Consider the following 6,336-nt stretch of genomic DNA (forward strand, 5'->3'; position numbering starts at 1 on the left):
TCCTTTAATACGAATTGTCTTCTAGTAAGCTAGTACGGCTTTTCCTGATAGAAGAAGTTTGGCGTATGCCACGTATTGTCGTACAGCTTGTGAAAAATGTGAGTCGTTGCTGGAGAAACAGGGGGAATAAGCCATGTCCAATCTCCCGTAACCGCACGTCCGGACGACTGCTCCTGCTGTTCAAACAGCTTGAACTGTTGGGCAGCTGTATGATGGTCCACGATGCTCACGCCTGCTTCTTTATAGGAATGATGGACGGCTACGTTCAACTCAAGCAGCGCCTTGTCTTTCCAAAAGGACGTGTTGGTCGAAGTGTCCAACTTCATGTAAGCAGCCACTGTCGGGAGGAGATTGAACCGATCCTCGTCCGCAAAATTGCGCGCCCCGATCTCGGTCTCCATATACCAGCCGTTGAAAGGGGCAGCGGAGTAGTGAATGCCGCCCACCTCGAGGCGCATCTCCGAGATGATCGGCACCGCATACCATTGCAGGGCCAGCTCCTCAAACCACGAATACTCGGGATGCTTGATCGGAACCTCCAAAATGAGCTGTTTTGGAATCTCGAACCATGCGGGAGTCCGATCCCCGATCTGGATCACGAGCGGCAGGATTTCATAAGGCTGCCGCTTTGCTTCCCAGCCTAATTCCAGACAAGCCTTTGTAAACGGAACGGAATGAGGGTCTCCGATCACGCCTTCAGCCGTCTCAAAGCCCGCATACCGGATGAGCTGGTGGTTCCATATTCGTATTTGCTGCTGCTTGTTGCTTGCGGGGCGGAATACAGTGATCGCAGGCCTGATTTTTCCGTTGTTGGTGGCATACTCGATATGGCGGTAGAGGGCATCGCGGATTTCTTCTTCCGTAGACGCGCTTCTGGCATCGAAGAGGTGGATCGTATTCCAAAACAATCTGCCGATGCAGCGATTGCTGTTCCGCCATGCCGCTTTTACACCGTAGTGAAGCTCTTCATATGTATGTTCATAAGAGCCGGTTTCTTGAATTTCTCTCGCAATCTCCTGTATACGTGCTTCCCTTTCTGTATCGGGTTTACCCAAGAACGAGTAGCATTCCTGGATAAACGTCCGGGCTTCTTCTGCTAATTGATGCGCGATGGTTATCACCCCTTGTGCTTGAAAAAACAGGTTCGTGTACCGTCCAAGCGTTTTCAATCAAGTTTTAGGATAGCACGGGAATAAGCCGACCACAAATGAAGAGAGCATGAACGTTGTCCGAACTTTTTTTGACACTTTCGGTGATAAAGAAAGCAGACTCTCAGCCTGATATCAAGCGAAGAGTCTGCTTTTCACTTTATAGACTTGCCTTCTTACAAACGAAAACGGGTGACTTGCTCCCACTGGTTTTCCTTTTCCAGTATTTCCTTTTGCTTCGGTCCCATAAGGTCGAAGTGGGGGAAAGGGGGACGGTCGTGGATATAAACAGGGTTCAGGCCGTTGGCTACACACCAATCTGTCAACCGCTGCCTGTCCGAACAACCGACCTTGGTCACCGTCCTGATGCCAGGAAAACGGGGATCATGCCAATAATGCGTGATAAAGGCAATCTCGCCCCGGGAAACCGACTGTTTCCACTCGTTCAATTCTTCCCTGGAAATCCCAAATGCCATGCAGCGTCATCCTTTTAGTTTTGCATTACAAAATCGCGGTCCACTTTTTCGTTCTCGTGGAAAACACGCAGTATTTCGTAGCGTGTGTTGCGCTGCGCCGGAATATTCCCGGTCTCGCGGATCAGGCGAAGGATCAGATCGATATTTACCTTATGCGTCGTACCTGCGGCGGACACGACGTTTTCCTCGATCATTGTGCTGCCAAAATCGTTGACGCCGTAGGACAGGGCCAGCTTGCCGATTTCTGGTCCCATCGTGACCCAGGAGGCTTGAAGGTTGTCGATATTATCCAGCATGATCCGGTTGATTGCGACCATTTTCAAGTACTCTTCCGGTTTGGATTTTTCCCGCTGGAGATTGGTGTTCTCCGGCTGGAACGGCCAGACGATGAATGCGGTAAAGCCTTTCGAAGAATATCCGTTGGCTTTGCATTCGTCCTGGGCATCACGTACGCGCAGCATATGTAACGCGCGCTCTTCCATCGATTCGCCGAAGCCGTAGACCATCGTCGCGGTCGTATTCATGCCGATCTTGTGGGCGGCTTTCATGACATCCATCCAGTCTGTCCAGGAGCCTTTGAGCCGGCTGATTTTCTTGCGCGTGCGGTCATCGAGGATCTCGCCGCCGCCGCCCGGCAGGGAATCGAGTCCTGCTTCATGGAGCTGGCGAAGCACTTCTTCCAGAGACAGGCCGGAAAGCTGTTTCATTTTTTGAATTTCCGCTGGCGAGAAGGAGTGCATGATGATTTGCGGGAAGCGTTGTTTGATTTTGCGCAGCAGGTCCAAATAATATTGGAACGGAAGATCAGGGTTGACGCCACCCTGCATCAAAATTTCATCTCCGCCCACGTCTACGGTCTCCTGAATTTTTTGCAGGATCGTCTCATCCGAAAGCACGTAGCCTTCTTTGGAGCCCGGAGGCCGGTAAAAGGCGCAAAAACGGCAGTATACGTCACAAACGTTGGTGTAGTTGATGTTTCGTCCAATGTTGAACGTAACGATCGGGTCAGGATGCCGCCGTTTCTTCAGTTCGTTGGCGACATGTCCCATTTTTTCGATTTCGTCTGATTCCAAAAGTGTGATACATTCCTCAAGCCCAATGCGATCGCCACGCAGCGCTTTGTCCAGAACGCGGTCCACTGTCTGCATTTCGCAGGCCTCCTTTAATTCCTTTCAGATTTGAATCCTTCCGAATTTCTTAAATCGACTTATCCTACCATACAACTTGAAATTCGTCATCCCGTATTTGATGGCCGGATGTCAAGGTGCTGCAGTCACTTCCTCAAACTCCATTATAACGCCTCCGCCTTTTAATCGAGACTGAAAAATTGTAGATATGGAGACAACGGGAAAAGAAATGGAGCCAAGACGCTTTCATCGTCACTTGGAAATAAGTCTCTTGGGCATACTCGATGTATGAGGAGGGTGAAGATGGAAGCTGCCAAACCGAAAGTCATTCACAAACGCAGGCGCGCAAAGGATTTACTGATACGCGCTTTTTTCATCTGCTTGGGCGCAATTCTCGTTTCCGTAGCCTTGGAAATTTTTTTAGTGCCAAATAACATCATTGATGGCGGAATTACGGGCATTTCGATTATGCTTTCTCACCTGACCGGCATCAAGCTCGGGATTTTCCTGTTTCTGCTCAATCTTCCCTTCTTGTTTATCGGGTACAAACAGATCGGGAAGACCTTTGCCATCTCCACCTTGATCGGCGTACTGGTCATGTCGGTTGGGACGGCCTTTCTCATACCGGTCCCTGTACTGACCCACGATCTGCTGCTGTCTGCTGTATTTGGCGGGATTATCCTGGGAATCGGGATCGGGATGGTCATACGTGCAGGCGGCTCCCTGGATGGGACCGAAATCGTTGCCATTTTGATTACGAAGCAGTCTCCGTTTTCTGTCGGAGAGATCGTCATGGTCTTCAACATCTTTATTCTGGGGAGCGCCGGCTTTATCTTCGGGTGGGATAAAGCGATGTATTCGCTGATCGCCTACTACATTGCCTTCAAAATGATTGACATTACCATTGAAGGCCTGGATCAATCCCGGTCCGTCTGGATTATCAGCGAGGAGTACACTGAGATCGGAGATGCATTGACAGCGCGGTTAGGGCGGGGAGTTACCTACCTGGAAGGCGAGGGCGGGTATTCGGGCGAGTACAAGAAGGTCATTTTTTGCGTCATCACCAGGCTGGAGGAAGCAAAACTCAAGTCCATCGTGGAAGAAATCGATTCCTCCGCGTTTCTCGCGATCGGAAACATTCACGATGTCAGGGGAGGGCGGTTCAAGAAAAAGAACATCCACTGATACCGCACACAGTCCGACATGCTGGCACCGGTTCCAAATGACTGGATACATCTGGTTGACACCAATCCTCGGCTCCGATATATTGGTTTCATGAAAACGATAAAACCATTGGACCGACCCGTGCTGCGAGATCAAATTTACGAACATCTGAAAAAAGCCATCATTACATTGGAGCTGGAGCCTGGGCAGCGAATCAAGGACAGCGATTTGGCGGCGACATTTGGCGTGAGCCGGACACCTGTGCGTGAAGCCTTGAAAAGGCTGGAAGACGAGGGACTCGTCGAATCGTCGCCAGGATCGCTGACCCGAATCACTCCGATCGATATGAAGGAGGCGAAGCACGCTTTTACAGTCGTGGCTACCTTGCACGCTCTGGCTGCACGCCTGGCGGTGCCTTTGTTGACAGACAACGAGTTTGCTGCGATGGAAAGGGAAAACCGCAAGCTCCAGCAGGCTCTCGATGTACAGGATATGACCCGAGCGGTTGAGGCGGATGACGCTTTTCATCAAATCGTCCTGGACGCTTCCGGAAACCGGGAAATCGAACTGGCGCTGGAGCGGATCATTCCCAAAATCAGACGGCTGGAATTTGCCAAGTTTGGTTCTCTGGAAGGTCTGACCTCGGTAGAACAGCACGCCGCGATCATCCAAGCGTGTAAATCGCGAGAAGTGAGTGCAGCCGCCCATTTAATGGAGGAAAATTGGCTGAGCTTAGGAAGAATACTTACGCGTGAATCGTAAGGGCTCCCGACAGATGACGGTCGGGAGCTTTTTTCTTTTTATTTTCAGTTATTTCTGAAAAAACATTGAACATAAAACCGATATCCGATATATTGGTTTTATACATGGAGAGAAGCCTATACTGTGAAAATCAAAACGATCGTTTCTCGATCAGGGAAAAGAGGGATTGTGGATGGCTGCCAACCAGACTCCTGCACAAGCTTTTGAAGTCCATGACGCAAGCGTGCTGAAATGGGCCCGCGATGTATTGGATCGCTGTTCTTCACCGCGGGTGATGCAGACGGAAGTGATACAAGCGGTGGAAAGAAATGCTGTCTGGAGAGGGGAGGAATGTCTGAATTTGCTTGCGCCCGAAGCGCCGACCAGCCCGACTGTCCGCAGGCTCTTGGCATCAGAGGTGGGTACCCGTGCAGCGGAAGGACATATCGGCCCGACGGAACGTTGGTTCGCTGGCACGAAGTACATCGACGAGATCGAGGCCCTGTGCGTGGAGCTCTTGAAAGAGGTCTTCCAGTGCAAGTATGCGGACCATCGGCTCGTAGCCAGCATGCTCGGAAACATGACGGTATACGCGGCTCTGACGAAGCCCGGCGATCCTGTCATGACGATTGCACAGCCGTTCGGCGGGCACTCAAGCAATCGGATCGATGGTCCGGCAGGTATTCGCGGTCTGCACATTCACGATGTTCCGATGGACCCGGTTGAGCTGGAAGTCGATTTGGAGGCGTTTGCCCAGGCAGCCAGACAAGTACAGCCGCGCCTCGTTGCATTAGGTGCCTCGATGACGCTGTTCCCGTTTCCGATCCGGGAAATGGCGGACATCGTCTCGGAATGGGGCGGCAAAATCTTTTTTGATGGCGCTCATCAGCTCGGCTTGATCGCCGGAGGGCAATTCCAGAACCCGCTGAAAGAAGGCGCGTGCGTCCTGACAGGCTCTGCCGGAAAAACCTTTAGCGGACCGCAAAGCGGCATTATCGTCTGGGATGATCCCGAGCTCACAAAGCCAATCACAGATGCTGTCTTTCCGGCACTGGCTGCCACGCATCAGGTCAATCGCGTCGCGGCACTGGCTGCCGCAGCAGCCGAGTTTTTGGCTTTTGGCAAGGAATACATGGCTCAAATCGTGAGCAACGCGCAGGCACTGGGAAAAGCATTGAGCGAGCGGGGCATCACGGTCCTCGGAGCACATAAAGGATTCACGCGAACCCATCAGATCATCCTTGATGTCCGCGCTTTTGGCGGCGGTCTTGAGGTCGCGCAGGAATTGGCCAAAGCCAATATCATCACCAACAAAAATTTGATTCCCTGCGACAAATCGACGGATTGGGATCATCCAAGCGGCTTGCGGATCGGGACGACCGAGGTGACCCGATTGGGCATGAAGGAGGCGGAAATGGAGTCGATCGCCGAACTGATTGTGACTGTACTGGAAAAAAGAGAGCCGCTCGAGGTTACGCGCAAGCGGGTTGTCGAGATGCGTTCCGCCTATCAGAAGATCCACTACTGCTTTGATGGACAGTAGACAGCGCTAAGGAAAATGCAGTCTGGACCGAATGGAAAATAGGAAGCCTTCTGGCTGTTGCCGGAAGGCTTCTTTTTGGTGCGCCCAGCATGGGCGATAGCTATAGGGTGAAAGTCCCGAACGGGGGTTGGCTGTAC

6 protein-coding genes are annotated in these 6,336 nt (G+C 51.8%); 3 read left to right on the plus strand and 3 right to left on the minus strand.

All coding sequences use genetic code 11. The annotated features are described in order from the left end of the window. Window positions 1–29: 29 nt before the first annotated feature. The 3 genes from EDM54_RS18460 to mqnC form a co-directional block, all read right to left on the minus strand. Window positions 30–1,118 carry a nitric oxide synthase oxygenase gene (locus EDM54_RS18460; RefSeq protein WP_122958611.1) on the minus strand — a complete coding sequence of 363 codons (1,089 nt, stop codon included), beginning with the start codon at window positions 1,116–1,118 and terminating at the stop codon, window positions 30–32. A 206-nt stretch (window positions 1,119–1,324) separates the two neighbouring features. After that, the gene (locus EDM54_RS18465) at window positions 1,325–1,624 is read right to left on the minus strand and encodes a hypothetical protein (RefSeq protein ID WP_003386822.1); all 300 of its coding nucleotides are present in this window, start codon (window positions 1,622–1,624) and stop codon (window positions 1,325–1,327) included. A gap of 14 nt (window positions 1,625–1,638) precedes the next feature. Next, window positions 1,639–2,772 carry a cyclic dehypoxanthinyl futalosine synthase gene (gene mqnC / locus EDM54_RS18470; protein ID WP_003386821.1) on the minus strand — a complete coding sequence of 378 codons (1,134 nt, stop codon included), beginning with the start codon at window positions 2,770–2,772 and terminating at the stop codon, window positions 1,639–1,641. Between the two features lie 282 nt (window positions 2,773–3,054). Here mqnC and EDM54_RS18475 point away from each other — a divergent pair, with 282 nt between their 5' ends. The 3 genes from EDM54_RS18475 (at window position 3,055) to glyA (ending at window position 6,199) form a co-directional block, all read left to right on the plus strand. Beyond that, the gene (locus tag EDM54_RS18475) at window positions 3,055–3,936 is read left to right on the plus strand and encodes a YitT family protein (RefSeq protein WP_024984734.1); all 882 of its coding nucleotides are present in this window, start codon (window positions 3,055–3,057) and stop codon (window positions 3,934–3,936) included. Window positions 3,937–4,026: 90 nt separating this feature from the next. Then, complete coding sequence (locus EDM54_RS18480; protein WP_024984733.1) at window positions 4,027–4,677, plus strand: GntR family transcriptional regulator; 651 nt, start codon at window positions 4,027–4,029, stop codon at window positions 4,675–4,677. Between the two features lie 172 nt (window positions 4,678–4,849). Next, entirely contained in the window at window positions 4,850–6,199 is a 1,350-nt protein-coding gene (glyA, locus tag EDM54_RS18485; RefSeq protein WP_003386818.1) for a serine hydroxymethyltransferase, read from the plus strand. Window positions 6,200–6,336: the final 137 nt, after the last annotated feature.

It is taken from the genome of Brevibacillus borstelensis (assembly GCF_003710865.1).
Classification (GTDB): domain Bacteria; phylum Bacillota; class Bacilli; order Brevibacillales; family Brevibacillaceae; genus Brevibacillus; species Brevibacillus borstelensis.